Below are 26,035 nucleotides of genomic sequence, written 5' to 3' on the forward strand. Positions count from 1 at the left end.
CGTGCCCGCGTGCGCTGCGCTCGCCGGCCGCAATTCATCGACCTCGCCGCGCGATGCCACGGCCCACCCCGGCAGCGATGCACCGATCTGCGCTCGCGGCCCCCGCCGACCCTCGCGGTCCTACACTCCGCCCGCGATGCCGCCGCGCCTCGACTACTCCCGGCAATGCGCCGAGCTCGAGAAGATCGCACGCCTCGAGCCGCGCCCCGCCGCCCCCTCCGACCCTGCTGCGGGTCTCGCCGCCCCCTCGCCCGCCGCCACCTGCCTCGTGTGCGACGCCGGCCCCGCCCGCCCGTGCGACCGCTGCGGCGGCGTCGCCTACTGCGGCGACGAGCACCGCCGGCTCGACCTGCGCTGGCACGCCCCGGTCTGCCCCGCGCTGCGGGCGATCGCCGACGACCTCGCCTTCTTCGCCGCCCATGCGCGCCCCTGGCTCGAAGCCCGGCTCCTCGCCCGCGCCGGTCGGACCGCCGCCCTTCCCACCTCCTGGGACGCCTGGCTCGGCCCCGACCTCGCGCCCGTCGAGCGCCGTTGCCTCAGCGACCTCGCCACCCGGCCGCTGACGCTCGCTCACCTCCTCGGCTTGCTCTCCGAACATGTCCCGAAGGACATCTCGAATCCCACCGCGATCCACGTCATCGCCGCCGCCCAGCGCGAGCGCGACGTCTCGCCGGCGCTGTGGCGCGAGCTCGAGCGCCTGCACCCCGACCGTCGCTTCGCCATCACTCTCATCGGCCCCGAGCTCGCGCCCGGCGACCTCGGACCGGGCGTGCGTGCCGTGACGGCCCTCTATCGGCGCGACCTGTGGCCCGCGCTCGGGCGCCCCGACCTCGTCATCGGTTACGACTGCGGCCTCCTCCTCTATCCCACGTGGAAGCCGACCATGCACGACCTGCGCGGCTCGGGCGTCCCGTTCGCGCTCACCAGCTATCGCGCCTGGGAGGCCGCCGGCGAGGCCCGCCTGTTGCGGGCGATCGGCGCCGAACCGCTGCTCGCCCCCACGCCCAACCCGTTCGCCTCGCTCTCGGCCCGCCGCTCGTCCACCCTCGCCAACGACCTCGCCCACGACAACGCATTCATGAGCGCCTGGCGCTGACCCGCAACGCCACGCCCGCGCTACTTGTGGACAATGTCGAATTCGTCGATCACATCGCCCTGGATATTCTTGAAATAACCATGCGCCGCGTTGGGATCGCCGCCGACGTGGAAGCGAATGAACAGCGCCCCGTGGTCGGCCTCGAAGTTGTCCTCCTCGACCCCGTTCTTCAGCCAGTAATCTTTCGTGTAGACTGACGCCCACCAGTCCTCGTCGCCGTGCAGGCCCGCGTCCCATTCGCGGATGCTCCTGCCCCCGAGCCCTGACACCACCGAGAACGTGCGCCCCGGTCCGACCTCCAGCAGCTCGGCCATCCCGGTCGCGCCATGGGCCGCTCCCTTGTTCCCCACGTCGGTCAGCGTGCGCGTGCGCGCGTACGAGTGCTCGTGGCCCATCACGATGATCGACCCGTCGTTTTGACACGACTGCAGCGCCTTCCACGTCAGGTCGTCGGGCTTGTCCCCCGCCTGCAGGTCGCGCTGATTCTTGTGGAACGTACACAGGCTCCACAGGTGATCGTCGCTCGCCAGCACCCCGGCGATGAACTCCTCGTGGTCCTTGTCCGAGCCCTTGGTGCCGAGGCCCGACAGCACGAAGTGCAGCCCGCGGTACGTGCAATTCGACTTCACCCCCAGATCGCCCACGCAGCTGGCCCCTGCGATCTTCGCCAGCCTCGCCTCGAGCTTGTTCTGGTAGCCCGACCACGCGTCTTTGTCGTGATTGCCGATCACCCCGAACACCGGGAAGCTGTCGCCGAGCACGCTCTCCATCTCGTTCGCCCACGCGTCGGGGTTGTCGCCGTAATCGAAGTCGCCGAGGATGATCACGAAATCGGCCTTCTCCGCCAGCAGCAGCGAGTACACCGCCTTGGTGTCCTTGCCCGTGCCCTGGTCGCCGAGCAGCGCGACCAGCAGGTCCGCGTCGGTCGCGTTGTCGGGCACCGGCGGCTTGCCCTGGCCGCCGGTCGTGCCGTCCCCGGTCGTCGTCGTCGTCCCCGACGTCGTCCCCGTCGTCGTCGTCGTATCGGCCCCGGTCGTCGTCCCCGGCGTCTCGCTCGTGGTCGTCGGTGCGCCGCTGCTCGCGCTCAGCTCCGTCGTCTCGAACGCCCCGCTCAGGTTGCCGGTCGTCGTCGAGCTGCTGCTCGTGCCGGGCGCCGGGTCCACGGTCGTCCCGCCGTCGCTGCTCCCCTGCGTCTCGCTGCTGCTCGACCCACTGCTGGCCGCGTCGGCCTCGGTGAGCCCCATCGTCGCGGGGGACGTGGCGCCGCTCGCGCTGAGCGTCGCACTGGTGAATCCGGAATGCTCGATCCCCGCGCCGCTCGAACAGGCGATGCCCACACACGCAGGGAGGCCCAGGAGGAAATGACGGGAGTGCATAAGAACGCAAACTACTCGATGTCCTCCACGCGGTGTACACATTGATTTCGGCGCCGATACCGCCATTCGACCCTGGAGCAAGGAGTCATTGCCACAGAACGGTGCGTAGCCGAGATTTGACCGTTTCCAACCTCGAGACCGGCGCCCGAACATCGCAGCAATCTGGGCACAAACTGTGCTACAAGCCTCCCAGATCGGCTCACGGACGCGCGGACGACCTCGCCCATCGCGGCACCGCCTCGCACACGAACAGACAGCTCGGAGGGCCGACGAGCATCGGCGGTGACAACGCGATCCATTTTGACACGCCGATCCTCGCCTTGGACCGTCCGTCATGTACGAGCAATGAATGCATCCTCTCATCGGGGATCGCCGCCCCGGTCATCACGATGTCGATTGATTCCTGCGACCCCCGGAAACGAAGTCCCCCCATTCATTCGGAGGTCACGAGCCCCCGACCCGAATCCACATGCTGGCGCGACCACGCACGCGGCTTCACCGCGCCAGCCCTGCCCCCGTTCACGATTTCGCCCGCGCAGCCGTGGCCCACGGGCCCCATCCACGCCCGCGACCCATCCATGCCCCGCGCGTTCTCCGGCCCTGCGACAAGCGGCCGCAGCGCGGCCCCTCCGCCACCTCGGCTACAGTGCTCGGCCGGTCTACCCGCCCCGTTCGGGCGTACCGCCGACCACGCGCCATGAAGACGATCCTCGCGCCCCTGCTCCTCGCCGTGACTGCCTGCGGGACCACCCACTCCGGCACCGACCACGACTCGCACGACACCAGCGGCCACGTGCACGACACCGAGACCGGCACCACCGCCTCGACCGGCCACGACCACGCCACCGAGCCGACCTCCACGGGTCACGCGCACACCGAGACCGGTCACGATCACACCTCCTCATCCACCTCCTCCGATACCACTACCGATACGACCACGGGCGGTGGTTCGCCGATCGCCGATTATTGCGAGTGCATGCTGGTCAATTGCCACGACCAGTATCATGGCACCTGGGGCGAAGAGCACCCGCAGTCGGAGGAGAACTGCAGCGCCGCCGCCGCGATGTGGCCCACCGTCGGCATGCCGGCCATATCCGGCGATTCGCTCGAATGTCGGCTCTACCACTGCGAGCAGGCCCTGGTCGACGCCTCCCAGTGCGAGGCCGCCATCGGCGGCGCACCGTGTGCCTGACGGCCCGACGCATCGCGACTGATTCGCCGCCGCTGCCAAGGCCGCCCTCGGCGGCGCACCGTGTGCCTGACGGCCCGACGCATCGCGACTGATTCGCCGCCGCTGCCAAGGCCGCCATCCCCTTGCCGCACGGCCCCGGCAGAACAGCGAAAACCATCGGTCCGCCGACGGACCTCCGCGCCCGCCTTCGCCCTGTCGCGGGCCACCTCCGCTAAGCTCGGACCATGCGCGCGCTGCTCTTGATCGTCGCCGTCCTCCCCGCCTGCACCGCCCGCGACACCGACGACGGCGCCGTCGAGCTGTTCTTCCGCCCGACCGTCGCCGGCAGCTACTTCAGCTGCGACGAGATCTACCGCGAAACTACCGCCAACGTGAAGCCGCAGGACTTTCGGCTGTTCGTGCACGCCATTCGCCTCGTCACCGCCGCGGGTGACGAGCACCCGCTCGAGCTGCTCGACGACGGCCAGTTCCAGGCCCGCGGCGTCGCCCTCCTCGACTTCGAGGACGCCACCGGCGAGTGCCGCCGCGGCACCCCGGCCCTCAACAAGACGATCCGCGGCGTCCTCTCCGACGAGCACCGCAATCAGCGCGCCGACTACATCGGCCTCCGCTTCCGCGTCGGCGTCCCGCCCGAGCTCGACACCACCGAATTCGCCGACCTGCCCGCCCCGCTCGACGAACCCACCATGCGCTCCGCCGTCACCGGCGCCCACCTGTTCCTCACCGCCTGGGCCAAGCAGGAGCCCTTCGCCGCCGGCGCGCCCCTGTTCTCCGGCGTCGGCCTCGACCTCGGCGCCGATGGTGGACGCCCCAATCAATTCGAAGTCGCCCTCGACAACTTCGACCCCGACACCAGCACCATCATCGCCGACTGGCGCAGCATTTTTAATAAAGTGGACCTCGGCTTCTGCAGCCAGAGCGCCGGCACCCCGTGCGGCTGCTGGTCGCGCCAGGTCGACCCCCTGTGCCCGCAGTTGTTCCCTCGTCTCGGCCTCGACCTCGCCACCGGCGCCAGCATCGGCGGCCAGGTCGTCTTCAGCGTCGATTGATCGCTGGGGTCAAGGCGCAGGTCACTCGCGCGTCGAGAGGCGCTCCCGTGCGTCGACGGTCAGGTGGCGCGTCGCAGGGTCTCACCCGGGCAAACGCCACTGCGGAAAACTGCCGAGGTTGTTGCGCCGGTCCGGATCAGCCACCGTGTTGGCCAGGGCCTGCAGGAACTTACGCTGATTTGAAGGTATGCGCTGGTTCAGGGCTTCGAGGAGCCGGGTGAGGGTTCGACTTAGCCACGTGCTCTTGCAATAGTGATGCATGAGCAGGCTTCGGATTTCACTAATATCCCGGGGGCAGCGATTTAATGGCTCTTCAGGGTTTGTGGTGGATACCGCTGATTCAGCGCGTGATCCCGGCAGGATAGAGGTCGAGGCCGCCGAGGTGGAAGTAGATCGCATCTCGGAAGCGCTCGCGGTTACGGAAGCCGCGGGCGACGTACTTGAGCTTCTGGATGACCGAGTTGAGGCCCTCGGCAGAGGCGTTGGTGATCCGTTCGGTGGCTGCATGGATGATGCCGCCGAGGTGATTCTTGACCATGCGCGCGGCGGCCTTCATCGGCTCCAGGCGAGAGCGGATGGCCCAATCGTACCACATGGCCCATTGATCCCGCATGTTGCTCGGCGAGGTGTGCTCCCAGACCTCCATCGCCGCCTCCTTGAGCGCCCACGCGCGGGCCGTCCGCAGCGAGCTCGTCCGCAGCGCCTCGAAGTCGTCCCAGACCTCCTTGCTCATCCGTTCGGGGTTGCGCAGCCAGAGGTACTTGGTGCCCTTGAGCCGGTCGTCGCCGAGGCCGTGGAGAGCGCGGTGTTCCTCGCGTCGCACGTGGTCGACGGCTTGACCGAGGCGCGCGGCGACGTGGTACTTGTCGAAGGCGATCTTCGCGTCGCCATCGGGGATGGCCTCGCGGACAGCTTGAATGTAGGGCTCGTGCATGTCCATGACGACCACCGAGACCGCAGCCCTCTCTGGGCGCGAAAAGCCGCTCAGGAAGCCCTTGAGGGCCCCTTTGCCGCGTCCGTCGGCGACGTGGATGACCCGCTTGCTGGCGGACTTCGGGTCATGCACGATCGTGACGTACTCGTGGCGCCGCTGGAAGGAGGTCTCGTCGACGGCGAGCATCGACGGCAGCGCGACCTCGCGGCGCTCGAGTCCACGTTGTACTGCACGCTCCTGGACGCCGGCGACCTGATCCCACGAGAGGCCGAGGCGCTCCGCGACCACTGCGATCGACGCCTCGCGGAGCCAGTCGATCACCAGCGCCTCGAACAGCGCGGTGAGCCGGGCGCTACCGTCCGCCCAAGAGACGCGCATCGTCAGCGTACCGTGCTTCGGGCACGACGTCCGCGGTACGCCGGCTTCGATGATCGTCCGATACTGACACGTATCGAGGTGCCGCCATCGACGAGTCCGTGTATCGTGACGGGGAACAGCCTGGTCACACTCCGGGCACCTCGTCGGCACATCGGAGTCGTGCTCGACCTCGATGACGATCTGCCCCTGCCCGAGCTGCAGCTTCACCGCAGCAACACGCCAGGGAGCCTCGATACCGAGAATGCGGGCATAGAGTTCGGTCTCTGCCATTCGCGCACGGTATCACGGCGCGATTTCGCGCGCAACCCACGCCACCCTCAACCCTGAAGAGCCGATTTAATTGCGAGCGATCTATGGAAGCCCGCGCATACAGGCCACATTTGCGTGAACGATGCCACGCCGTTCCGCACCGCGAGAAAGCGCCTGTTCGGCGGCCAGCCCCGGCCGTCGAACAGGCGCCGACGACCTGCCCCAAGAGACACCTTCCCATCGAAGCCCGCACCGGCGAGGCGGCCTCTCACGGCTGCAGCCGTGCTCGGGGTTCGGGGAAGGGTCGGCGACGAATACGAGGCAGGGTGGGCGCGAGGCACGAGCGCCCACCCCGACGCTGAACTCGTCGCCGACCCTTCCCCGGACCCCATGCGAGGCGCAGGCGGCAATTCGCGAAGCCCCCTCAAGCACTCCGCGAACCAAGTCACTCCGAGATCGCAGGCACCGAAGTCGCGAAGCGCCCCATCAAGCGCTCCGCGAACCAAGTCACTCCGAGATCGCAGGCACCGAAGTCGGATGCCCATGCGCATCGAGGGCCACCAGCACGAACCGCCCGCGCGTCCCCAGCTGCCGATCCCCTGTCAGCAGGTCTTCGGCAAAGACCTCCACATCGACCGTGATCGAAGTGCGCCCCGTCGCCACCACCCGCGCGATCAGCTCCACCAGCTGTCCCTGGCGGATGGGCACATGGAAATCGACCCGCTCGCTGCTCGCCGTCACCACCGTCCGGCGGGCGTACCGCGAAGCTGCCACGAACGCCGCCTTGTCCATCAGCGCCAGCGCTTGCCCGCCGAACAGCGTCCCGTAGTGGTTCGTCTGCTCCGGGAACACCATCTCGATCAGCCGTGCCTCGCGGACCCGGCCGGCGTCGATGCGCTCGTTCTCAGAAGGCGGCATCGAGCACCACCTGTCCCGTCACCCCGACCTGGTACGCCGACACCCGGCGCTCGAAGAAATTTGCCACCTCTTGCACGTCCTGCAGCTCCATGAACGCCAGCGGGTTCTTCACCCCGTAGCGGCGCGCCATCCCCAGCGTCGTCAACCGCTGGTCCGCGCAGAACTCGAGGTATTGCCGGATGTCGTGCACCGACAGTCCTGCCACCCCGCCGCCGACCAGGTCCTCCGCGAATTGTGTCTCGCAGTCGATCGCCTCCGCGATCATCGCCTGCACCTCCGCCTCGAGCGACGCGTCGAACAGCGACGGCTCCTCGCGGCGGATCGTGTTCACCACCTCGAACGCGAACCGCATGTGCGCGCTCTCGTCGCGGAACACCCAGTTCGTCCCGGCCGCCAGCCCGTGCAGCAGCCCGCGCGAGCGCAGGAAATACACGTACGCGAACGCCCCGAAGAAGAACAGCCCCTCGACGCACGCCGCGAAGCAGATCAGGTTGAGCAAGAACCGGCGCCGATCTTCGCGCGAATCGAGCCGGTCCACGCCTTGCACCGTCTCGAGCCAGCGCATGCAGAACTCGGCCTTGCGGCGGATCGACGGGATCGTCTCGATCGCCGCGAACGCCCGGTGACGCTCCTCCGGGTCCGGCACATACGTGTCGAGCAGCGTCAGGTAGAACTGCACGTGCAGCGCCTCCTCGTACAGCTGGCGCGACAGGTACATGCGCGCCTCGGGGGCGTTGATGTGGCGGTACAGGCTCAGCACCACGTTGTTGGCGACGATCGCGTCGCCGGTGGCGAAGAACGCCACCAGCCGCTGGACCAGGTGGCGCTCCGCCTCCGACATGCGGCCGCGCAGGTCGGCCACGTCGGTCGCGAAGTCGACCTCCTCGACCGTCCAGGTGTTCTTGATCGCCGCCCGGTACATCTCGAAGAACACCGGGTAGGCCATCGGCCGCAGCGTGAGGCAGAGCCCGGGTTCGAGCAGGCGGGCGGGGCGGTGGACGTGACTCATTGGCAGGCCTCGCAAGATTCGGGGTTTTCCAGCGAACACGCGACCGCGGCTCGCGGCGCGATCGGCTCGGCGGTCGGGGTCGAATCGACCGTCGCCTTGGCGATCCGCGTCGCCGGGCGCGAGCGCAGGTAGTATGTCGTCTTCAGCCCGCGCTTCCACGCGTAGAAGTACATGCTCGAGAGTTGACCGATGCTCGGGCTCTCGATGAACAGGTTCAGCGACTGGCTCTGATCGATGTATGCCCCGCGCTCGGCCGCCATGTCGACCAGCGAGCGCATCGGCAGCTCCCACGCCGTGCGGTACACCAGCTTCAGCGCCTCCGGCAGCCCCTCCAGCTGCTGCACCGAGCCCTCGGCCAGCTTGAGCTGGTTGCGCGTCGCCTCGGTCCACAGCCCGAGTCGCTTGAGCGTCGCCACCAGGTAGCGGTTGACCTGCAGGAAGTCGCCCGACAGCGTCTCGCGCTTGAAGAGGTTCGACACCTGCGGCTCGATGCACTCGTAGCAGCCGGCGATCGCCGCGATCGTCGCCGTCGGCGCGATCGCCACCAGCAGCGAGTTGCGCAGCCCGTGCTCGCGGATGTCCGCCCGCAGCCTGTCCCATCGTTCAGGTTCGCTCGGCGTCACGCCCCAGGCGTCGAACTGCAGCTCGCCGCGGGCCACCCGGGTCTCCTCGTACGTCGGGTGCCGCCCGCGCTCCCGCGCAAGCGCGCACGAGGCCGTCAGCGCGTGGAAGTACACCGCCTCGGAGATGTCCCGCGACAGCTGCCGCGCCGCCCCCCCGTCGAACGACAGCCCGAGCTGGAAGAACACGTCCTGCAGCCCCATGAGCCCCAGCCCGACCGGCCGCCACTGCACGTTCGAGTCGCGCGCGCCCGGCAGCGAGTAGTAGTTGAGGTCGATCACCCGGTCGAGCTGCCGCACCGCCAGCGCGACCGTCTGCGCCAGCTTCTCGAAGTCGAAGGCGACCTGTCCGTCGGGACATGTATTGACGTGGCGCCCGAGGTTGATCGAGCCGAGGTTGCACACCGCCACCTCGTCGCCGGCCGTGACCTCGACGATCTCCGTGCAAAGGTTCGAGAGGTGCACCACCCGCCCCGGCGCTCCGGTCTGGTTGCAGGTGGTGTTGCAGCGGTCCTTGAAGGTCATCCAGCCGTTGCCGGTCTGCGCCAGCGTCCGCATCATGCGCGCGTAGAGGTCGCGCGCCGGGACGGTCCGCACGGCCAGGCCGGCCGCCTCGTACTCGACGTAGCGGGCCTCGAACGCCTCGCCGTACAGGTCGGGCAGGTCCTTGACCGTCTTGGGGTCGAACAGGCTCCACGCCGCGTCGGCCTCGACCCGGCGCATGAACAGGTCGGGCACCCAGTTGGCGAGGTTGAGGTTGTGCGTGCGGCTGGCCTCGTCGCCGGTGTTGTCGCGCAGCTCGAGGAACGCCTCGATGTCGGCGTGCCACGACTCGAGGTACACGCAGCAGGCGCCCTTGCGCTTGCCGCCCTGGTTGACCGCCGCCACCGACGCGTCGAGCGTCTTGAGCCACGGCACGATCCCGCACGAGATCCCGTTCGTCACCGTGATCAACGAGCCGCGCGAGCGCACCCGGTGGAACGCCATGCCGATCCCGCCGGAGAACTTCGACAGCATCGCCACGTCGTGGTAGCGCTGATAGATGTGCGACAGCTGATCGCGCGGCGAGTCGAGCAGGAAGCAGCTCGCCAGCTGCTCGTGCCGCGTGCCGCTGTTGAACAGCGTCGGCGAGCTCGGCAGGTACTCGAGCGCCGACAGCAGCGCGTACAGCTCGCGCGCCTCCGCCACGGACTCGGCCAGCGCGCACGCGATCCGCATGAAGAACTGCTGCGGCGTCTCGATCACCAGCCGCGTCTGCGGGTGGCGCAGCAGGTAGCGGTCGTAGACGGTGCGCAGGCCGAAGTACTCGAACTCGAGGTCGCGCGAGCGATCGATCGCCGCGTCGAGCTCCTCCGCGTGGGCGCCCACGAACGCCTGCAGGCGCTCGTGGATCAGGTTCAGCGCGCGCCCGTGCGCGACCGACTGCGAGAAGCTGCGGACCCCGGACAGTTCGACCTCGGCCTCGACATAAGTGGAAAGCAGCCGCGCCGCCAGCCGCGAGTACTGCGGCTCCTCGGCGATCAGCCCCGCGGCGGTCTGGATCGACAGCAAGTCGAGCTCTTGCGTGGTCGCGCCGTCGTAGAGCCCGCTGATCGTGCGCGTCGCCACCCGCACCGCGTCGACGGCGTCGAGCCCGGCGCAGCAGCGGTCGACTGCCTGCACGATCTTGTGGATGTCGACCGGCTCGAGCGCGCCGCTGCGCTTCTTCACCCGCATGCTGGTCTGAAAGCGCGTGCTGACCGAAAGGTCAGGTCGGGTCGGCTCGCCCGCCAGCGCCGCCTCGCTCGTCGTCGTGTCCCTGTCCATCTCGCCTCCTCGTGTCGCGTGTGGACCGCGAGGAAAAGCCGGGGCAGCGAATCAGCGCGAGCGGACGCCCTGCACCGACCTCTCGCCCCCGCGGGCGACCGGAAGTCGGCGCGGGACGGGGGCAGAGGCGAGTCGCGGGGTCACCGCTTCGCTTGCACCGCGCCTCCCGCGAGGCTTCCAGGTCGTTCCGGCGACGGATGTCTCCCGTCGCCGGGCGCAGGCAGGTCTTCGGGCTCACGAGCTGCTCGACGTCACCGCCGAGTCCCTACTACCCACACTTCCCGGCCGCGTGGCCAGTGCTCCGTGGGGTTCGTTCTCGCTTACCGCTGCGGGGCAGCCCCGGATTCTCACCGGGTTCCCTATTAAACCCTCGGCGTCTTGCAAACGCAGAAGGTACCAGCGCCGACCGCAATATATGGGGGTGGTCCTGTGGCGTCAACACAAAATGTGGGAGACCTGCGCATACGCACAGCGCTCTCCACCGTGCTCTAGATGTCCCAAGAGACAGGTACTACGGGGTGCACGCGACCTCGCGGGAGATCCACGCCAGGAAGTCCACGTAGGCCTCGTCGCTCTTGTCGGCGAACTTGGTGTGGCCGCCGTGCATCACCCCGCCCTCGCTCTCGGCCAGCGGCTTCAGCAGCAGCAGGCTCTGGTCCGGCGCGGCGAAATCGACGAGCCCGCGCTCCAGCACGTTCCGCATCGTCATCAGCGAGCCGAGCTCGCACGAGCCGGTGGCGATCCACTTCGGCGCCTCGAAGTCGTGGCTGTCGAAGTGGCACGGGAAGCAGCGGTCGCGCCACGCGTACACCTTGTGGCGAAACATCGACTCGCGGGTCAGCGGCGAGCAATCGCCAGGGTCGACCCACGCCGACGCCGCCTCGTCCTCCTCGCATTTGGCCCCGCTCGGCTCGCCGCACGGCGAATCACCGGACCAGCACAACCCACATTCGGCGGTCGCCTCGATCCACGCCAGAAACGCCGCGTACTCCTCGTCGATCACCGACTGGTCGATCAAAGGGCTGGCCGGGTCGGCGCGGGAGATCCACTGCAGCACGAGGCTGGCCTGCGGATCTGTCAGGTCGACCAGGCCCCGGTCGTCGAGGCACGCCATCGTCTGACACGGCGTGTCCTGCACGAACATCTCCATGTCGACGCCCGACAGGTGGCAGGTGTTGCAGGTCTTCGGCCGGTCGGTCGCCAGCAGCGGCGCGATTCTTTTAATGAAGAGCGCGTCGGGCTCGACGGCGCAGTCGATCGGCGCGGCCGTGGTGCCCGTCGAGCTCGTCGTGGTGCTCGTGCTGCCGTCGGTGCTCGCGGGCGCAGAGCCGCCGCAGGCGACGAGGACCAGGGCGGCGGCGAGGGCGAGGCGCACGCCTCACGGTACCGAAGTTCGCGGCCCCGCGCACGCGCGGTCGCAGGCGCGCGCGGATGACACGCACGACCTCGCCGTCGTCACGCCGCCGGGGTGAACTGGATCGCGCCTTGCGGCAGCAGGTACAGCACGAACGCTCGCCCACCCGCGACCGTCGGCGTGTGCGCGCTGCCCGGCGGATACACGCACCAGCCGGCGCCGTGACCGTCGAACTGGGCCGCGTCGGCGAGCGGCATCACCATGTCGATCTCGCCGTTCGGGTGCACGTGGTGCCCACCGGCCACCTCGTCCATGTCGACCACGTCGACCGAGAACCCATGCGTCGCCGGCCCGGCCTTGATCACCCGCCCGTACTTGATGCCCGCGTGCTCGCGGCTGCACATCCACCCCGCCGCCACAGCCTCGCGGCAGGCCTGCGCGATCGCGGCGAACTCGGGCCCGTCGGCCGGCACCTCGCGGTTGAGCCACTCGGCCAGATCGGCGTCGAGCGGGCGGCCTGCGACCTTCGCGGTGAGGTCGACCATCAGGGCTTCGAAGCGCGGCAGATCCATGGGCGTGCCGACGCTAGGCCGTTTCGCCCGCCCCTGCAACCTCTCACTTCGCGGTCCACGGCGGCAGCGCCGCGAGCGGCAGCCGGCGCATCACGCTCGGCCGACCGCTCGTGTCGGCGTGACCGATGCGCACCGCCACCTCGTCGCGCGTCAGCCACAGGATCCGCTCGATCGCCAGATCGTCCGGCGCCCGCAGGGCCAGCTGCGCGCCCGACTCGACCCGCACGATCATCGCCTCGTGGAGCTCCTGCGGGATCGCCACCACCCCGTCGGCGAAGCTCGGCGTCCTCATCGTCTTCAGCGGCAATGTCAGCACCTGCCGTGCGTCCGCCAGCGCCGGCCCGTCGACCACCGCCGCCGTCCACAGCGCGATGCTTTTATAAAAATTGTTGTTGTTGCGACCGCGGCCCTCGAGCCACACCGCCTGCGAGCCGTCGATCATCACCGGGCTGGTGCCCCCGATCGTTCCGGATCGCAGCGGGTGCGCGCGCTCGCCGAGGCGCGCCGCCATCGGTCGCTCGGGGATCGACGCCAGCAAGAACACCACCGCGTCGCCGTGGCCGCTGGCGCAACACTCCCAGCCGGCGCGCGAGCCTGGCACCTCGTGCCAGCGCTTTTCGCCCGGGTCGTACCAGCGCAGCGGCCCGCCGTTCTGCTCGACCATCACCCGCCCGCCGACCGACAGCATCGACTCGCCGATGAACTCCGGGAACTGCCGCCGCGGCAGCACCGCGGCCACCTCGCGCCAGCTCGGATCCCCGGCCAGCGGCCCTCGCAGGTACGCGCGCGATGCGTAGCCGTCCTTGTTGTCGAACACCACCTCGATCACCGCCCCGTCGTCCGACAGCCCGATCTGCCCCAATGAGCATTGTTCGGAGCGCGGGCCCTCGACCGCGAAGAACGGCAGCCCGTCGCGCGGCGCCAGCGAATAGCGCGACCGCGACCCCGGCAGCGATCGCAGCGCCGCGATCGTCACCTGCCCGCCGCGCGACAGCCCCACCACGTCGAGATCGGGCGCCAACCCCTCCGGTGATTGCGTCGGCGCCTCGAAGCAACCATTCGGTCCGCCCTTGCACGGCGTCCAGGCGATCGGCGGCCCGAGGCTCGCCGGCGCGTCGGCGATCTGCAGCTCGCAGCCGGGCGCGACCGTCAGCGTTGTCCACGTCGTGGTCGCCGGCGCCGGCTTCGGCGGCAGCGGCTCGCGCGGCGGCGGCGGCCCGGGCGGCGCCTCCGCAGGCGCTTCGACCTTCGCCTCCTCCAGCGTCGGCGCCGGCGCGTGCGGGCTGCAGGCCGAGATCGTCAGCACCAGGGTGAGCGTGGGGCCTCGCATCGACCGACCCTATCACGCATGTTCTCCAGCTCGCGTCCGCTCGATGTCGCACGATTGGCGATCGGTCCGCGCTCGGTGCGCGGAGTCGATCCGTCACATCGCGTGCTAACCGAGGAACATGCCCACCTCCTATTCTCGCGGCGTATGCATGCTCCTGCTCGGCGGCCTCGGCCTCGCCGGCTGTGGCCCCGGCGGCGGGGCCGAGACCGGCACCACGGGTGACGCCTCGACCACCGGCGATCTCATGCCGGACGAGCTCGGCCCGCGCGAGGGCCCGTGGGAGGTCGCCCTCGAGGCCTTGCCCTTCCCGCTCGCCGACGTTCACACCCTCACCGTCGGTCGCAAGGAGTACGACGACAACTTCGCCAACCGCGGCGTCGTCGAGGTCCTCTTCGACCACGACGAGCCGACCATCACCATCGAGACCCGCAAGTACGTGTTCGGCATCGCCAGCGACATCGATGCGTTCGAGCGGCTGTCGCTGTGGGCATTCGTGCACGCCGGCAACCCCGCGCGCAACCCCGATCCATCGACCGATTGCACCAAGGGCGCGTGGAAGGACAACTGTGCCATCTACGCCTATTACGACGGCAAGTCCCAGCCGAGCCGCACCGGCATGGACCTCCGCGTCCACCTGCCCCGGGCGTATCGCGGCGAGCTGCTGGTCGCCACCGAGGACAACACCGCCGAGGACGGCTGGCCGCGCCGCGGCGACGTCACTGTCCTCGATCTGTGCAGCGGCGGCGAGATCGACCTCGAGGCCGGCCGGGCCCAGGTCCGCCTGTGCCGCGACCTCTCGCCGGCCCCGGCCTGCCCGCCCGCCAGCGTCGAGGCCTGCGAAAAGTTCCCCGACGGCAGCGGCCTCGAGGCCTGGTCGCCCGAATGTCCGTGCGGCATCGACAACTTCGGCCAGCTGGTGGTCCGCGCGCCCGAGCCCTGGGCCGCCGACATCACCGTCGACGTGCCCACCGATACGTGGCTGAACGCCACCCTGCAGAACAGCGCCCCCATCAAGCAGCCGCAGTGCCTGCCGGAGCTCGCCGACTGCGACCCCCGGTCCTGCCTCCTCGACGAGACCGACCCGTTCGCGCCGACCGCCGAATTCAACTACCCGAGCGAAGCCGCCCCGCACGGCGCCGGCTTCAACGTCTTCGCCGTCACCAGCGGCTGCACCTTCATCCCGTTCGTCGAGCCCGGCGCCGCGTGGACCCCCGGCGCCGCGCCCCCGGAGGAGCTGCGCGGCAAGCTCCGGCTGTGCAGCGGCTGCCTGTCGGACCCGGAGGACATGCCCTGACGCGCATGTCCTTTCCGTCATGTCCCTTTGAACATGTCCATGAATTCACCGGCCCGCCTCACGGCGCCACCGTCGCCAGCAGCGCCGGGTCGTCCGTCATGATCCCGTCGACCCCACGCGCGACCAGCTCGACCATGCGGCTCTCCTGGTTGACCGTCCACGGGTGCACCTTCATGCCCAGCCCGTGCGCGAACGTCACCAGCTCGGCGCTCGCCAGGTCCCACGGCGCGTGCACGAACTGCGCCGGCGCCACGTAGTCCGGGCTGCCGACGTTCAGGTGCAGGTCGAGCATCTCCGGCGTGCTGAGCGACGTGAACACCATCGGCGCCGCCGCGCGCACCGCCTGGATCGTCTCGAGCTCGGTCGCCGCGATCACCACCCGCTCCAGCGCCCCGTGCTCCGCGAGCGCCGACAGCAGCCCCTCCACGATCGGCGGATCGTTCTGCTTGATCTCGATCAAGCAGTACGACTCCGGGAATTTTTCGAGGATCTCCTCCAGCGTCGGGATAACGATCCCCGCCCCGCGGTACGGGAACGTCTGCCCCCCGTCGGTCGTGAAGCGATAGCCCGCGTCGAGCGCCCGTAGCTGCGCCAGCGTCTGCGCCTTGATCGGCCCTGTCCCGTCGGTCGTGCGGTCGACCGTCCCGTCGTGCATCGCCACGATCACCCCGTCGCTGCTCGCGTGCACATCGAACTCGAGCACGTCCGCCCCGACCGCCAGCGCGTGCTCGAACGCCAGCAGCGTCTCCTCCGGCCGCAGCGACGCCCCCCCGCGATGCGCGATGTTCAGAAATTTGTCCGACAGCAACAGGTTGCCGACCGGCTCGCCCGTCGTGCTGCTCGAGCTCGTCGGCACCTCGCCCGTGCTCGTCGTGCTCGCCGTGCCCGCCGTGCCCGTCGTGGACCCCGTCGAGCCCGTCCCACTCGTACTACCTGTCTCTCCGGACATATCGGTCGAACCACAGCCGATCCCGGCGATCACGAGGACTGTCCCGAGCGCTCGCAGCATTCTTTTAAAGAGTATCACGCGGCCGCTCACGTCTCAGCCTCGGGTTTGCGCATCGTCACGCGGCCTTCAGCCGGCGCGCAGCGCCGCCGAGCGCTCCGCGAACGCCCGCACGTGCTGCAAGATCGATCGCAGCTTCGGCAGCCCTGCCTGGGCCGCGGGCACCACCACGTGCAGCCCGCGCGAGCGACCGACCAGCTCCGGCAGCACCGGCACCAGCACCCCGTCGGGCACGCCCGGGTCCGGCAGCAGCGCATCGGGCAAGAAGCCGATCCCCAGGCCCGCGAGCACCATCTGGCGCAGGCAATGCACATCGGCCGAGATCAGCGACGGCTCGACCTCGAACGACTCGCCGGTCAACGTCGGCAGCACCCGGGGGTCCTCGCCTGGCGGCGCCCATGCCAGCACCTCGTGGCGAGTCAGCTCCTCGAGTGATTTCGGCGTCCCGCGGCGCCCCACGTACTCCGTCGTCGCCACCAGCCACTCGCGCAGGCGCCACACCTCATGCGACAGCCACGGCCCCGCCGGCCCTGTCGGTCCGAAATGGACCAGCAGATCGACGTCTTCCAGCGCGCTCGCCACCGGATCCTCGCTGAAGCGCAGCTGCAGCGACAGCCGCGGGAACGCCGAGCGCAGCGCCGCGAACAGCGGCGTCAACGCGTGCGGCGGCAGCCCCATCGGCAGCAGCGCTCGCAGCACCCCCACCGGCTCGCGCCCGATCTCCCGCACCGAAGCCACCAGCGCGCTCGCCTCTTGCAGCACGTGGCGGCCCCTCGCTGCCAGCACCGCCCCCGCCTCCGTCACCACCACCCCGCGGGCGCTGCGCTCGAGCAGCGGCACCCCGGCGCGGGCCTCGAGCGCCTCGACGCGGCGCCGCAGCGTCGCGCGGGCCATGTTGAGCTGGGTCGCCGCGGCCAGGAACGAGCCGGTCTCGACCACGCCGACGAAGGCCCTGAACTCCTCGAGATCCATCCCGACCGCGAGCCTACCCGAGTTCTCCTGGCCTCGCGTCGGCCCGGCAGCGGCTGCTCGGGGCGAACGCGCGCAATCGCCCCGACGAACGACGTACCGCTCGCAGCATGCGCGCTACATGTCCCAAGAGACATCCCCACTCCCGCCGCGCTCGTCCGCGCTCGCCGGGCGATCGCACGCAGTGGCACCGGCCTTGTCGGCGGCATACCCTCAGCGTCCTCATGGATCTCGAGCACCTCGAAGCCCTCGCGCTCTCCGACGACCGCGCCGCCGCCCTCGCCGGCCTGTTGCCCGGCACGCCCGAGCACGATTACTGGCGCGGCGTGCACTCGCAGCACCACGGCCGGCTCGACGAGGTCGACGCGATCCTCTCGGGGTGGAAGAAGCGACACGGCCGGACCGATGATTTTCACGCCCGCCTGGCGCGGCGTCAGCTGCTCCTTCGGTCAGGTCTCGACCTCGGCAAGCACGCCGACGCCCTCCGCTTCGAGGCCCACGTGCGGCTCGACGACGAGGCCGAGGCCGTCGCCGCCGCCCACCGCTACCCCACCCGCCTCGATCCCGCGCTGATCGATCAGGACGCGCTCGTCGACGAAGCCCGCCGCCGCGGCTCCGAGCTCGGCTACCTCACCGACTGGGCCTTGCCCGACCTCGTCGATCGCGACCTCGACGCCACCGAGCGCCGCAACCTGCTGCAGCGACTGACTCGCACCAACTTCCCCGGGCTCGTCGCCCTCGTCGCCGCCGACCTCGGTGAGAAATCCTCGCACAGCTTCGGCTCGCTGCCGGTCCACGCTCGCCTCACCCGCGCCCAGCTCGACGAGCTCGCCGCCTTGCGGCCCGAGCTGCGCAAGCACCCGCAGTTCGTCGACGCCGTGCTCGTGCGCCTGCGGCCGCCGACTCATATCGACTGGCGCACCGACCTCGAGGCGCGCGCCGCCTACCTCGCCGAGCTGTGGGCCTTCGTCGCCGGTCTGCCGGCCGCCTTCAACGCCCTCAAGGCCCAGGTCCTCTATCACCAGCTCGACCTCGACCGCCGCCGCGGCGTGCTCGACCGCGAGCGCTTCCTGCGGTACCTCGCCCTCCCGCGCAAGGTCGCCTACGCCCCCGCCGAGCGCCTGCGCCACGTCCCCTCCGACCAGCAGGTCGCGCCCGGTGGGCACGCCGCCCAGTCGGCCGGCCTCGAGTCGATCGGCGACGACGAGCCGCTGGTGCGCGAGTACCTCGAGCTGTTGCTGCTGCAAGAAGACGGCGACGCCTTCGCCGAGTACCTGCGCGCCGACTGGCTCGCCGAGCAGCTCGCCACCGCCCGCCTGCTCGCCGGCGCCCCCGAGCCCGAGCGCTGGGCCGCCCTCCTCGGCCCGGCTCGCCTCGCCGCCCTGCGCGACCGCGTCGACCTCGAGCTCACCCTCCGCAACCCCGCGCGCTTCGCCGCCGACGCCCCGGTCGCGCTCGAGGTCGAGGTCAAGAACGTCCCGCGCCTGGTCGTCAAGACCTACCGCATCGACGCCGTCGCCCACTTCCTCGCCCGTCGCGCCGAGGTCGACACCACCATCGACCTCGACGGCCTGGTCGCCAGCGACGAGCAAGTGTTCCTCGGCGACGCCCCCGCGATCCAGCGCGTGCGTCGGCGCATCGACCTCGCCGGCTGCGGCCGCCCCGGCACCTACGTGATCGAGCTGATCGGCGGCGGCAAGTCGAGCCGCGCGCTGATCCGCAAGGGCGGCCTGCGCCACACCGTGCGCGTCGGCGTCGCCGGGCCGACGATCCGCGTCCTCGACGACCTCGGCCATCCGCTGCCCGACGCACGGATCTGGCTCGCGGGCCGCGAGTACGCCCCGCGCGACGACGGCTCGATCACCATCCCGTTCTCGACCGCCCCCACGCGCGCCACCATGCTGCTGGTCCACGGCGACATCGCCCAGGCCGAGGCCCTGCAGCACCCCGCCGAGCAGTATCACTTCCACGCCGGCATCCACCTCGAGCGCGAGTCCCTGGTGCCCGGCAAGCAGGCCCGCGCGCTGCTGCGGCCGATGCTCACCGTCGCCGGCTGGCCCGCGACCGTCGCCCTGATCGACGACCCGATCGTCGAGATCGCCGTCACCGACAACGCCGGCACCACCTCGACGCGGAGCCTGCCGGTGGTCCTGCGCGACGACGCCGAGACCCTCGTCGAGCTCGTCGTCCCCGAGGACGCCGCCCAGCTCACCCTCACCGCCCGCGGCCAGGTCCGCGTCGCCTCGACCCAGAAGACCGCCGACCTGCTCGACAGCGCCAGCGCCGAGGTCGGGCGGATCCACCGCACCGAGTACACCGAGGCGGTGCACCTCGCCAGCGGCGCCGAGGGCCACGTCCTCCACCTGCTCGGAAAGACAGGTGAGCCCCGGGCCGGCCGCGCGATCGCCCTGAGCTTCAAGCACGTCGCCGTCACCTTCGAGCTGTCGACCACGCTCGAGACCGACGCCCGCGGCCGCATCGAGCTCGGCCACCTGCCCGGCATCGAGCGCATCACCGCCTCGCTGCCGACCAGTGAATCGCAGCACTTCGCGCTCTGGCCCGAGCTCGACGCCGCCCGCACGATCCACGCCGTCGCCGGCCAGCAGGTCCTGCTGCCGCGCCCGCCCGCGCTCGGCGACGGCGACTCCTCGCTCGTCGAGCTCCGCGGCGGCGCCCCCACGCGCGACCTGACCGCCCGCGTCTCCCTCGACGAGCGCGTGCTCGTCGTCGCCGGCGACCTCCCGGCCGGCGAGTACCTGCTGCAGAGCCGCGGCGTCGCCGACGTGCGGATCGTCGTCGTGCCTGCCGACACCCCGATCGTCGATGGTTGGGCCGCCGCCGGTCCGACCTCGATCGAGCTGTCGCCGCCGCTGCCGCTGATCACCGGCCTGCGCGCCGCCGCCGATCAGCTCGAGCTCGAGCTCGACGGCGCCGGTCCCAACACTCGCGTGCACCTGCTGGCGACCCGCTTCCGCCCCGATCGCGTGCTGCCGCGCAGCCTGCGTCGCGCCCCGCGGCCGCCGCTCGCCGGCGCCGTCGCCCCGGTGCTCTCGCACTACGTCTCGGGCCGCGACATCGGCGACGAGTACCGCTACGTCCTCGATCGCCGCAACCATGCGCGCCGCCCGGGCATGCTGCTCGAAAAGCCAGGTCTCTTGCTCAACCCGTGGGCCGTGCGGACCACCAGCACCGGGGTCCAGCACGCCAAGGGCGGCGGGGCTTACGCTGCCAGTCCGGCGCGCCCCGCTGCCGCGCCGGCCACCGCCGCGCCGCGGACCCAGGCGGCCTTTGGCGGCGAGCAGGTCGGCTTCGTCGCGCTCGATTTCCTGCCCGCGCCCGCGGTCGTGCTCGCCAACCTGCGCCCCGACGAGAGCGGCCGCCTGCGCGTCCCGCTGGCCGACCTCGGCCCGGCCCAGAGCGTGCGCATCGTCGTCGTCGACCCCGCGCTGACCAGCGTCGTCGACCTCGGCCTGCCGGCCACCGACCTGCGCCCGCGCGATCTCCGGCTGCGCTTCGCCCTCGTCCACGACCAGCACTTCACCGAGCTGCGCGGCGTCGACGGGGCCCCTGCCGGCGCCACCCTCGTCGTCGAGGACCTGCGCTCCGGCAAGCTCGAGCTGGTCGACACCGTCGCTCGCGCCCACCAGGTCCTGCTCTCGCTCGGCGCCCCCGACACCTTGCGCGAGTTCGCCTTCGTCACCCAGTGGCACGCCCTCGACGACGCCACCCGCCGCGCCCGTTACAGCAAGTACGCCTGCCACGAGCTGCACCTGTTCCTCCACTTCCGCGACCCCGAGTTCTTCGCCCGCGTCGTCAGGCCGTACCTCGAGCACAAGCGGCGCAAGACCTTCGTCGATCACTGGCTGCTCGGCGCCGACCTCTCGGGCTACCTGGAGCCGTGGGCGTTCGGCCGCCTCAACGCGCTCGAGCGGGCCCTGCTCGCCCGCCGCCTGCCCGACGCCCGCGCCTCGATCGTGCGCTTGCTCGGCGACGCCGTCGACCTCATCCCGCCCGACCCCGAGCGCGACGATCGCCTCGTCGACACCCTGCTCGGCGCCTCCGCCCTCGAGGGCAGCCCGCTCGCCGCGGCCGCCCCCGCCACCATGGAGCTCGCCGAGGACTCGTTCGGCAGCGAAGGCGCGCCTGTCAAAGAGCACAAGAAGATGGCTCGCCGCAGCCGCCGCGAGATCGACGCCATGGACCGCGACGAAGAAGAGGCGGGCGACGGCTTCAGCGCCGTCGGCGGTGGTGGCCCGCCGCCGCCGCCCCCCGGTGCACCGGCCGCCGCCAAGGCCATGCGCGCCGGCAGCCGCGGCGGCGGCGGCGACTTCGACGACACCACCATCACCGCCGACCTGCGCGAGCGTCGGCGCTCCGCCCCGCTCTACCGCGGCGCCGACAAGACCCAGGAATGGGCCGAGTCGGATTGGTGGCACATCCGCGCCACCAATGCCACCAGCTTCCTGATCGCCGTCCATCGCTATTGGCGGGACTTCGCCCGCCACGACCCCGCGACCGGCCCGTTCCTCTCCCCGCATTTGGACGAGTGCGCCGGCGATTTCGCCTCTGCCCTTTGTGCACTGGCCGTGCTCGACCTCCCGTTCGTCGCCGGCGCGCACGCCGTCACCGTCGAGGACACCCGCCTCAGCCTCACCTGCGCCTCCCCGGCCCTCGCCGCGCGCACCCGGATCGCCGCCGTCGAGGCCGCCGAGGACACCCGCGCCGCCCTGCTCGTCGGCCAGAGCTACGTCCGCAGCGACGACCGCTGGGAGTGGGACGGCGCCGAGCAGCGCGAGAAGGTCGTCGACGGCGAGTTCCTGGTCGGCGTCGTCTATCGCTGCCAGGTCGTCGTCACCAACCCGACCAGCCGCCACCGCCGGATCGCCGCCCTGCTGCAGATCCCCCGCGGCGCCATGCCGGTCGCCAGCGGCTTCTACACCCGCACCTTCAACCTCCAGCTCCACGGCTACGGCACCCAGCTGCTCGAGTACGCCTTCTACTTCCCCGCCGCCGGGCAGTTCACCCACTTCCCGGCCCACGTCAGCGAGCACCGCGGCGAGCGGGTCGAGCTCGTCGGCGCCGGCCCGCCGGCCGTGCTGGCCGTCGTCGTCACGCCGACCCGCGTCGACGCCGGCTCGTGGGCCCACGTCTCGCAGCACGGCACCACCGACGAGGTCCTCGGCTTCCTCGCCGGCGCCAACCTCGGCCGCGTCGAGCTCGAGCGGATCGCCTGGCGCATGCGCGACCGCGACGCCTTCACCCGCGTGCTCGCCCTGCTCACCGATCGCCGCACCTACAACGATCGCCTGTGGGCCTACGCGCTGGCCCACGCCGACCGCCCGCGCGTCGCCGAGTGGCTGCGCCACCAGGACGCCTTCGTGCGCAAGGCCGGGCCCGCGCTCGTCGGCGGCGTCATCGAAATCGACGCCGCGGAGCGCAATTGGTACGAGCACCTCGAGTACGCCCCGCTCGTCGGTGCCCGCGCCCACCGCCTCGGCAGCAAGCGTCAGGTCCTCAACGACGCCCTCGCCGCCCAGTACAACAACTTCCTCGAGCTCGTCGCCCACCGCCCCGCCGCCGGCCCCGACGATCTGCTGGCCGCCGCGCATTATCTGTTCAGCCTCGACCGCACCGACGACGCCCTCGCTGCCCTCGCCCGCGTCGACCGCGGCCAGCTGGCGACCCGCCTGCAATACGACTACCTCGCCGCCTACGCTGCCTGCTGCAGCGGCGACCTCGCCACCGCGCGGGCCCTCGCCGAGCCGTGGCGCGCCCACCCCGTCGACCGCTGGCGCAGCCGCTTCGCCGCCCTGCTGGCCATGCTCGACGAGGCCGAGGGTCGCGGCCCGGCCGTCGCCGTCGACGACGACAGCCGCGAGCAACGCATGGACGAGCTGGCCGCGCGTCAGCCTGCGCTCGCCGTCACCGCCGAGCAGGGCCGGATCATCCTCCAGCACCACAACGTGACGACCTGCCAGCTCCGCTTCTACCGCATGGACATCGAGCTGCTGTTCTCGCGCCAGCCGTTCGTCCAGGGCGACGTCGAGCGCTTCTCGTGGATCGAGCCCGGCGCCACGCTCGAGGTGCAGCTGCCCGCCGGCGAGAGCCGCACGACCGTCGAGATCCCCCAGGGCATGCGCGGCGCCAATCTGGTCATCGACGCCGTCGCCGCCGGCCTGCGCCGATCGATCACCCACTACTCACACGACCTCGCCACCCAGCTCGCCCACCAGTACGGCCAGATCAAGGTGCTGCGCGCGTCGACCCAGACGCCGCTGCCCGCGACCTACGTCAAGGTCTACGCCCGCCAGCACGGGGGCAACGTCGCGTTCTTCAAGGACGGCTACACCGACATGCGCGGCCGCTTCGACTACGCGACGCTCTCGACGGATGACCTCGACCGCGTCGAGCAGTTCGCAATCCTGGTAGTCAGCGACGAGGCCGGCGCGACGGTGCTCGAGGCCGCGCCGCCGCCGCGGTGAGGTGATTTCCTCGGGACCGCGAGCACATCCGTGCTCGCGGTCGGCGACCATAGCGCCGCCGCGATCTCTCGCCACAGTCGCCGCCCCCACCCAATCGTCGCGGCCCGCTGCCACCCAGGCGCCACGCGGCTGCGGACGCGTCTGGCTGCACGCGCGCGCCGCGGCCCACGGCGGGGGCAAGGAGGAGCATGCATCCCACGATCGCCGCACCGATAAATGTAATGGGGCTCAGAACGGGGGAGGGCCGAGGGAGATGAGACAAATAGCGACGCTCAAGCCATTGCCGCCCCAGAGTCTGAGGTACTCGTTCGACAAACCTCGTCGTGACGGCTACCACCCGGCCGGCCTGACGCTTGCGAAGTGCTCGTTCGACAATCGTCCACGGGGCACGGGCGGGACTTTTGCGGCGACGACCAGCGCGGCGTCTGTGTCGCACGGGCCGAGCACGGGGCAGCCAGCACCCGGGCGTGGTCTCCAGTCGGCTGGACGGTGTCGAGGCGCGGTGTTATCTCACTCCCTCACCCATGCACACCAGCAGCGTCAGACCCGACGAACTTCGTCGCTGCGCCCGGTGCGGCCAGGCAGCCCTGGTGTGCGCCCGTGACTGGCAGCACCGGGTATTGGGGGTCGCCACGGGCACCTGGACGCGGGAGCTCGAGTGCCGGTCGTGCGGCGCCAAGGTCACGCTGTACTCGCCGAAGCACATCGCGGTCGAGCGCGTGTTCGCCTTCGTGATGCTGCCGGCGATCTTCCCGGGCCTCTACTTCATGGCCAGCGCTCGCCGCAAGGCGCGAGCTTGGAGTGACAACCCGGTGGTGGATGGTGCCTCGACCTCGCCGCCCCGCGGGCCGGGGGACCGCGTCTGCGCCGGGTGTCGCGGGCGGGCGCGCTGCACGGCCATGCACCGGCGGCAGATGTGGGGGATGGACGTCGGCACGCGCTGCCGCTACGCCTGCAGCCGGTGCGCGAAGGTCTTCACCGTCCATGACGGCCGCGGCGTCGCGTTCTCGCTGGCCGTCGCCAGCTTGCTCACTGTGATAGCCGCGCTGGTGGTGGCGATCCCGCCAGGATCGGACGTCGGGGCCGAGGCGAGTAACCGGTGGGTCGGCGTGGGCCTGTCGGTCATCGCCGCGCTCGGCTGGATCGCGCTCGCGCTGCAGCTCCGAGCGCGGCGCGTGCATCCCATGGCCTGAACGAGCGACCGGCCGCCTGCACGCCGAGGCGCCTGGCAGCCAGGCGTTTCTACCGCTCTGCGCCGAGCGCGGGCAGACCTCGGCTCAAACCACCGCCCAGCTCTGCGCGTCGACGCCACCGGGATCCTCCGGTTCGAGGCTCCCGCCTGGCGACGACCGGTGACGTGACCCGATCGTCACGCGCCGTTTCCCTGCGACGGATTCAGATCGTCATCAACGCGACACGCAGCGCCGCGCGAACACCTCGACGCTGCCCAGCGAATCACCGGTGGCGACGGCCGCGAACGGGTGCCAGCCGGCGGGCAACGCGTCGACCGAGGCCGGGTCGTACTGCGTCCAGGCGGAGACCTCCCATTGGCCACAGTCGCCCTCCTCGGCCCACGCGACCGCGGGGCTGCTGTCGAACGGACAGCCGACGACGAACACCAGCCCGGCCGCGAAGCCGAGCGCCAGCATCATTCCCGAACGCATGTCGAAGCTCATCCCAGGACCTCCATCCGGCGAACCCGCCGCTCCACGTTCAAGCGGCGCCCGGCCCGAATTATTCCTGTCGCCGCGAACAACGATCCGCAGAGGTCCGCGCCGGTTCGCTGCGCGGCGTCGGTCGGCCGCGCGCCGCGTGTTACCGTGCTGCGGTCATGAGAGCTCCGCACGACACGCTGACCTCCGAGCGCCTGGTGTTGCGTCGTTACACCGCCGACGACCTCGACCTGCTGGTGCGCCTGCACACCGATATTCGGGTCATGCGCTTCGCCGGCGGCCTCCAGGACCGGGCCCGCAGCGAGGCGATGATGCGCGAGCGGATCCTCGCCTACTACGACCAGCACCCCGGCCTCGGCATCTGGCTGACGAGCGAGCGGGCCACGGGCGCCCCGGTCGGCATGCACCTGCTGAACCACGTCCGCGACGACACGGTCATCCAGGTCGGCTACCTGCTCTACCCCGAGTACTGGGGCCGCGGCTACGCCACCGAGATGGCCGCGCGCCTGCTGCGATACGGCTTCGCCGAGCTCGGGCTGCCGCAGATCTCCGCGATCACCGACCTGCCGCACGTCGACTCCCAGCGCGTCCTTTTAAAAGTTGGCCTGCACCGCGACGGCGAGCGCCACTTCCCCGCGTATGGCGAGGAGCCCCTGGCGTTCTTCACCCGCGACGCCGCGGCCTGGCTCGCCGAGAACCCGACCTGACATGTCCCATCGAGCCTTCGA

The 26,035-nt window shown here is 70.7% G+C and carries 19 protein-coding genes and 1 riboswitch; of the genes, 8 read left to right on the plus strand and 11 right to left on the minus strand.

The features are described 5' to 3' along the window. Window positions 1-136: 136 nt before the first annotated feature. Window positions 137-1,096, plus strand: coding sequence for an MSS51 C-terminal domain-containing protein (locus POL25_RS15760; RefSeq protein WP_272086841.1), 960 nt, complete (start codon window positions 137-139; stop codon window positions 1,094-1,096). A 20-nt stretch (window positions 1,097-1,116) separates the two neighbouring features. On the opposite strand, the gene POL25_RS15765 is transcribed toward POL25_RS15760, so the two are convergent. Next, window positions 1,117-2,340, minus strand: a complete 1,224-nt coding sequence (locus POL25_RS15765; RefSeq protein ID WP_272086842.1) for a metallophosphoesterase — start codon at window positions 2,338-2,340, stop codon at window positions 1,117-1,119. A gap of 829 nt (window positions 2,341-3,169) precedes the next feature. Here POL25_RS15765 and POL25_RS15770 point away from each other — a divergent pair. Beyond that, on the plus strand, window positions 3,170-3,664 hold the full coding sequence (locus POL25_RS15770; protein ID WP_272086843.1) for a hypothetical protein: 495 nt from the start codon (window positions 3,170-3,172) through the stop codon (window positions 3,662-3,664). Between the two features lie 224 nt (window positions 3,665-3,888). After that, window positions 3,889-4,713 (plus strand): MbnP family protein, encoded by an 825-nt coding sequence (locus tag POL25_RS15775; protein WP_272086844.1) that lies wholly within the window; start codon window positions 3,889-3,891, stop codon window positions 4,711-4,713. A 340-nt stretch (window positions 4,714-5,053) separates the two neighbouring features. On the opposite strand, the gene POL25_RS15780 is transcribed toward POL25_RS15775, so the two are convergent. Next, window positions 5,054-6,232, minus strand: a complete 1,179-nt coding sequence (locus tag POL25_RS15780) for an ISL3 family transposase (protein WP_272086845.1) — start codon at window positions 6,230-6,232, stop codon at window positions 5,054-5,056. Here POL25_RS15780 and POL25_RS44350 point away from each other — a divergent pair. Further along, a complete protein-coding gene (locus POL25_RS44350) occupies window positions 6,185-6,352 on the plus strand; it encodes a hypothetical protein (RefSeq protein WP_272087264.1) in 168 nt (55 codons plus the stop codon). The genes POL25_RS15780 and POL25_RS44350 overlap by 48 nt on opposite strands. 429 nt (window positions 6,353-6,781) lie before the next feature. Here POL25_RS44350 and POL25_RS15790 read toward each other — a convergent pair whose 3' ends face one another. The 6 genes from POL25_RS15790 to POL25_RS15815 form a co-directional block, all read right to left on the minus strand. Then, on the minus strand, window positions 6,782-7,192 hold the full coding sequence (locus POL25_RS15790; RefSeq protein WP_272086846.1) for an acyl-CoA thioesterase: 411 nt from the start codon (window positions 7,190-7,192) through the stop codon (window positions 6,782-6,784). Continuing rightward, window positions 7,179-8,201, minus strand: a complete 1,023-nt coding sequence (locus POL25_RS15795; RefSeq protein WP_272086847.1) for a ribonucleotide-diphosphate reductase subunit beta — start codon at window positions 8,199-8,201, stop codon at window positions 7,179-7,181. Before POL25_RS15795 ends, POL25_RS15790 begins: the two co-directional genes overlap by 14 nt. After that, the gene (locus POL25_RS15800) at window positions 8,198-10,627 is read right to left on the minus strand and encodes a ribonucleoside-diphosphate reductase subunit alpha (RefSeq protein WP_276593760.1); all 2,430 of its coding nucleotides are present in this window, start codon (window positions 10,625-10,627) and stop codon (window positions 8,198-8,200) included. Before POL25_RS15800 ends, POL25_RS15795 begins: the two co-directional genes overlap by 4 nt. A gap of 202 nt (window positions 10,628-10,829) precedes the next feature. Then, a riboswitch (cobalamin riboswitch) is annotated at window positions 10,830-11,043 on the minus strand. 95 nt (window positions 11,044-11,138) lie between these two features. Then, complete coding sequence (locus POL25_RS15805) at window positions 11,139-12,002, minus strand: hypothetical protein (protein WP_272086848.1); 864 nt, start codon at window positions 12,000-12,002, stop codon at window positions 11,139-11,141. A gap of 80 nt (window positions 12,003-12,082) precedes the next feature. Next, a complete protein-coding gene (locus POL25_RS15810; protein ID WP_272086849.1) occupies window positions 12,083-12,553 on the minus strand; it encodes a 4-hydroxylaminobenzoate lyase in 471 nt (156 codons plus the stop codon). Between the two features lie 43 nt (window positions 12,554-12,596). Then, window positions 12,597-13,883: a hypothetical protein gene (locus tag POL25_RS15815; protein WP_272086850.1), complete on the minus strand. Its 1,287-nt coding sequence runs from the start codon at window positions 13,881-13,883 to the stop codon at window positions 12,597-12,599. A 118-nt stretch (window positions 13,884-14,001) separates the two neighbouring features. Between POL25_RS15815 and POL25_RS15820 the strand changes: the two genes are divergently transcribed. Then, on the plus strand, window positions 14,002-15,177 hold the full coding sequence (locus POL25_RS15820) for a hypothetical protein (RefSeq protein ID WP_272086851.1): 1,176 nt from the start codon (window positions 14,002-14,004) through the stop codon (window positions 15,175-15,177). A gap of 58 nt (window positions 15,178-15,235) precedes the next feature. Here POL25_RS15820 and POL25_RS15825 read toward each other — a convergent pair whose 3' ends face one another. After that, window positions 15,236-16,186, minus strand: coding sequence for a glycerophosphodiester phosphodiesterase family protein (locus POL25_RS15825; RefSeq protein WP_272086852.1), 951 nt, complete (start codon window positions 16,184-16,186; stop codon window positions 15,236-15,238). 66 nt (window positions 16,187-16,252) lie between these two features. Further along, complete coding sequence (locus POL25_RS15830) at window positions 16,253-17,155, minus strand: LysR family transcriptional regulator (RefSeq protein WP_272086853.1); 903 nt, start codon at window positions 17,153-17,155, stop codon at window positions 16,253-16,255. A gap of 221 nt (window positions 17,156-17,376) precedes the next feature. Here POL25_RS15830 and POL25_RS15835 point away from each other — a divergent pair, with 221 nt between their 5' ends. Then, window positions 17,377-23,634 carry a hypothetical protein gene (locus tag POL25_RS15835; protein WP_272086854.1) on the plus strand — a complete coding sequence of 2,086 codons (6,258 nt, stop codon included), beginning with the start codon at window positions 17,377-17,379 and terminating at the stop codon, window positions 23,632-23,634. 524 nt (window positions 23,635-24,158) lie between these two features. Next, the gene (locus tag POL25_RS15840; RefSeq protein ID WP_272086855.1) at window positions 24,159-24,827 is read left to right on the plus strand and encodes a hypothetical protein; all 669 of its coding nucleotides are present in this window, start codon (window positions 24,159-24,161) and stop codon (window positions 24,825-24,827) included. A 213-nt stretch (window positions 24,828-25,040) separates the two neighbouring features. On the opposite strand, the gene POL25_RS15845 is transcribed toward POL25_RS15840, so the two are convergent. Beyond that, window positions 25,041-25,298: a hypothetical protein gene (locus POL25_RS15845; RefSeq protein WP_272086856.1), complete on the minus strand. Its 258-nt coding sequence runs from the start codon at window positions 25,296-25,298 to the stop codon at window positions 25,041-25,043. A gap of 167 nt (window positions 25,299-25,465) precedes the next feature. On the opposite strand from POL25_RS15845, the gene POL25_RS15850 reads away from it, so the two are divergent. Then, window positions 25,466-26,014 (plus strand): GNAT family N-acetyltransferase, encoded by a 549-nt coding sequence (locus POL25_RS15850; RefSeq protein WP_272086857.1) that lies wholly within the window; start codon window positions 25,466-25,468, stop codon window positions 26,012-26,014. Window positions 26,015-26,035: the final 21 nt, after the last annotated feature.

The sequence above is a fragment of the Nannocystis bainbridge genome (assembly GCF_028368995.1).
In the GTDB taxonomy this organism is placed as follows: domain Bacteria; phylum Myxococcota_A; class Polyangia; order Nannocystales; family Nannocystaceae; genus Nannocystis; species Nannocystis bainbridge.

Excerpts from the sequence above, each read along its gene's own strand:
- POL25_RS15830 (WP_272086853.1), bottom strand. The coding sequence starts at position 17,155 with ATGGATCTCGAGGAGTTCAGGGCCTTCGTCGGCGTGGTCGAGACCGGC.
- POL25_RS15810 (WP_272086849.1), bottom strand. The coding sequence starts at position 12,553 with ATGGATCTGCCGCGCTTCGAAGCCCTGATGGTCGACCTCACCGCGAAG.
- POL25_RS15845 (WP_272086856.1), bottom strand. The coding sequence starts at position 25,298 with ATGCGTTCGGGAATGATGCTGGCGCTCGGCTTCGCGGCCGGGCTGGTG.
- POL25_RS15820 (WP_272086851.1), top strand. The coding sequence starts at position 14,002 with ATGCCCACCTCCTATTCTCGCGGCGTATGCATGCTCCTGCTCGGCGGC.
- POL25_RS15800 (WP_276593760.1), bottom strand. The coding sequence starts at position 10,627 with ATGGACAGGGACACGACGACGAGCGAGGCGGCGCTGGCGGGCGAGCCG.
- POL25_RS15765 (WP_272086842.1), bottom strand. The coding sequence starts at position 2,340 with ATGGGGCTCACCGAGGCCGACGCGGCCAGCAGTGGGTCGAGCAGCAGC.
- POL25_RS15835 (WP_272086854.1), top strand. The coding sequence starts at position 17,377 with ATGGATCTCGAGCACCTCGAAGCCCTCGCGCTCTCCGACGACCGCGCC.
- POL25_RS15795 (WP_272086847.1), bottom strand. The coding sequence starts at position 8,201 with ATGAGTCACGTCCACCGCCCCGCCCGCCTGCTCGAACCCGGGCTCTGC.
- POL25_RS15760 (WP_272086841.1), top strand. The coding sequence starts at position 137 with ATGCCGCCGCGCCTCGACTACTCCCGGCAATGCGCCGAGCTCGAGAAG.
- POL25_RS15775 (WP_272086844.1), top strand. The coding sequence starts at position 3,889 with ATGCGCGCGCTGCTCTTGATCGTCGCCGTCCTCCCCGCCTGCACCGCC.
- POL25_RS15850 (WP_272086857.1), top strand. The coding sequence starts at position 25,466 with ATGAGAGCTCCGCACGACACGCTGACCTCCGAGCGCCTGGTGTTGCGT.
- POL25_RS15840 (WP_272086855.1), top strand. The coding sequence starts at position 24,159 with ATGCACACCAGCAGCGTCAGACCCGACGAACTTCGTCGCTGCGCCCGG.
- POL25_RS15770 (WP_272086843.1), top strand. The coding sequence starts at position 3,170 with ATGAAGACGATCCTCGCGCCCCTGCTCCTCGCCGTGACTGCCTGCGGG.
- POL25_RS15825 (WP_272086852.1), bottom strand. The coding sequence starts at position 16,186 with ATGCTGCGAGCGCTCGGGACAGTCCTCGTGATCGCCGGGATCGGCTGT.
- POL25_RS15815 (WP_272086850.1), bottom strand. The coding sequence starts at position 13,883 with ATGCGAGGCCCCACGCTCACCCTGGTGCTGACGATCTCGGCCTGCAGC.
- POL25_RS15790 (WP_272086846.1), bottom strand. The coding sequence starts at position 7,192 with ATGCCGCCTTCTGAGAACGAGCGCATCGACGCCGGCCGGGTCCGCGAG.